Source organism: Bacillus sp. D48C, assembly GCF_053345735.1.
Window position 1 is genome coordinate 2114 of record NZ_JBKFAQ010000028.1, and the last position, 3017, is coordinate 5130.

2 protein-coding genes are annotated in these 3017 nt (G+C 34.3%); both read right to left on the bottom strand.

Features of this window, described 5'->3' with window-relative positions:
- Positions 1-2363 (bottom strand): VirD4-like conjugal transfer protein, CD1115 family (locus ACLBXA_RS29180; RefSeq protein WP_447617729.1); only part of this gene is annotated, 2363 nt, incomplete at its 3' end.
- 37 nt (positions 2364-2400) lie between these two features.
- The gene (locus ACLBXA_RS29185; protein WP_447617730.1) at positions 2401-2913 is read right to left on the bottom strand and encodes a hypothetical protein; all 513 of its coding nucleotides are present in this window, start codon (positions 2911-2913) and stop codon (positions 2401-2403) included.
- Between the last annotated feature and the right edge of the window lie 104 nt (positions 2914-3017).

Consider the following 3017-nt stretch of genomic DNA (forward strand, 5'->3'; position numbering starts at 1 on the left):
ACTAAATCAGATTCAAAAAATTCATTAACCGTTTTTTCTTTCCAATTTTCAATGGAAAGGGAATCAAACGGGCTGTCTTCCTGCTGAAATGCCTCTTCCGGAATCTCTTCATCAATACCCATCATTGTTGGCTCTTCTACTGGCTGCGATGTCTCTACTGGTGGCAAATCTTCCTGTTCTGGTTCTGATGTTTTTGTCTCAATTTGTTCTGCTTTTCTCTCTCCTAGAAAATCAACAATAAGTGATTTTGGATTTACATCATCATGTAGAGAATCAATATCTATATCTAAAATAGATTTATCTGTATCGAACTCTACTCCTAAGTACTCCCATCTGTATTTTAAGGCTGTTTCCCCCGTATTATAAATCGGGCGAGGTCTGATCCGTTTTCTGTTATTATCCTGACGTTTTATGACACGAATAACGGCACTTTCTCCTTCTTTAAAATTCATAAGTTCATTTGCTGTTAACAGTGGTCGTTGATCTAGACTTTCCGTTTTATTTTTATCAGTAGAAAGACCTTTTCCGCTTCGGGAAGATAGATTAATCGTCTGATTCCCTAGTTTTTTAGAAACTTTTTCGGCGGTTTCTTGATCGTTAGTTAGAATGTAAATTGTATTCCCACAGTTTCCATCAATCGTATCTGCATCCTCACCATACTTATTCTTCAATTGTGCATATGCCTGGATTACAAGGTTAAAGCGAACATTTCTACCAAGACAAACCGTGATAATATTTGCCATTCCTTCAATACTCGGCATATTTCCAAACTCATCTAAGCAAAAAACTACTTCACGGTGACATTTCCCTCCACGAGCGAGGGATGCACCCTTTGCCAATATAAAATAAAGCTGCCTTACAAAAATAGAAGCAATCACATGATTTGAAGAATCAAAGTCTGGTGTAATCATAAAAATAGCGACTGGTTTATCGAAATAGTCCACTGTTATTACTTGTATATCTTCATTTTCTTCTACTACTTTAAATTCTGTATCACCTGTCTTTTCATCTATTTTCATAATAGAAATAGATGTTTTCTTTTTCTTATTTCCTTTTTCATTAAATTGAATGGTATCCCCAACTTTTATTACTTTCTTAAAATCTAATGCAAAATGTCCCGTAATATCTGATTTGATAGACTCCTTTGAGCCATCCGGAAATACAATTTCTATTCGTTTTCTAGGTGCCACTTTTCCTTTTATTGTTTTTCCAAAACCTACACGTTTTAAATCCACACTATTTTTTGCGGTCATTTTAGCGATTTCATCAAATGTAAAAATAGATAAACCGTTCATTGTTTGTGTAAAAATACCACCTCTAGCTTGCCCTTTTGAGAAATTAGAAGTTGCATATTGCATTTTCGCAACACTGTCTGATGGTAAATTCTCAAAGTATAAATCTAAAGCATTTTTCGGCGGTTCATCTGGATCTATAATTATTTCTTTCGAACCAAGTTCCGATAGCATGTTAGCTACTGCATACATCGTTATTTTTTCTTCTGTTCCTTCTGCAATACATTTATCTGTTATGGCTAAAATCATGGCGTTACATAAGCTCATAGCACAATCTTGCCAAAAAGGATCTTTAACACCTGGTTTATAATACAAAGTGTGTGAGAGTGTCTTACATAATGCCTGTGCCGTTGAATAATCTCCATCTTTATAGGCATCTTTGACAAGCTGCAATAAGTTATAGCTCATAGAATCAAGTGGAGTTAACAGGTTCAAAACTTCAATGTGATAGCCTCGTTCTTCCAGCGTTTCTTTCGATGCGCTGAACAATTCCCCCTTTGGATCATTAAAAATTAGGGAGGGTTTATGTTCCGCTCTAGAATAGACATCAATTGTAGGAAATACATAGGTTTCCCCTTTACCAGAGCGTGTTGTACCAATAATTAAGTTGTTTACCGGACTATCATCAATAAATACCTTGTCACCTAGTCGGGAGATAACAACACCACCGCCACCTTTAAATGTTTCCTCTCGATCTGGTACAGCTCGGTACTGCTTTTTCAGCTCTTCAACTGTTGTAAAACGACTAGACCCTTTCTCATGATTATTTAAGTTTTTAAAGGAAGATTTCAATTTGTACACTGTTCTCGCTATAGTTCCAATCACTACAAGGAAAACAAGCAAGTAGTAAATTGGATGCTCTGCAATTGGCATCCGAAAAAGAAATCCTATCTCCATATGAAACGGTTTGGGATGTAATAAATCACTAAAAGTTGTTTCTATCAGCTCTAAAGATAAGTTGAGTAAAAAATTAGCGATCAATAACATTCCAACAAACAAAAAAGCACTCAATGGAATGAGTACTTCTTTTTCAGCTAATTTATATTTGATTGATATCTTTTCACTATACATATCAAAGTATCACCTCTGTTCAATCTAGCCACACGTATTACTTCTTTAAGCCGAAGCCCGAATCATAATTATATTTCTCATATTCTATTATCTTATCGAAGTCATTCGTTACATCTAAAGATATGACATATCCAAATTTCTTAGTAATTTGTTCATCTGTTGGCATTTGTTGAAAACTTGCTATTACTTTTATATCGGAATGCTTCATTTGTTGAAGAAAGTATATAAAATCTTCCTGACTTAAATAATTGGTTTCATCTACAATTACATATTCAAATTGTTTAGCTTTATTTATTACATCTTCTGTAATTTTAAAATTCCCATACCCTTCACTCGATTCACATTCCAAGTGTTGTAGAGTCACATGACCCGTTTTTTTCTCAAATTCTTCGTCTTCGTATTCTCTCGTTGGATCTAACACTAAAACTTTTGATAAACTTAAAGCCATTTTCTTCAGTTCCCTCGTTTTCCCTGTTCCCACTCGACCTACCACCATTAAACTTTTATCTAGACTTGAAATTTGTACTAAATTTGCACTATTAACAAACATCTATATGACCCCTTTCAAATTAAAAAGGTACTCTTTTTATGAGTACCTTTTTGGCAATATCAGTTGATTTTTTTGTAGACAAATAATAAAGTTCTTTAAAAAAT

Bases quoted from the DNA above. Each gene is read 5' to 3' on its own strand.
- ACLBXA_RS29185 (WP_447617730.1), bottom strand. From the start codon at position 2,913: ATGTTTGTTAATAGTGCAAATTTAGTACAAATTTCAAGTCTAGATAAA.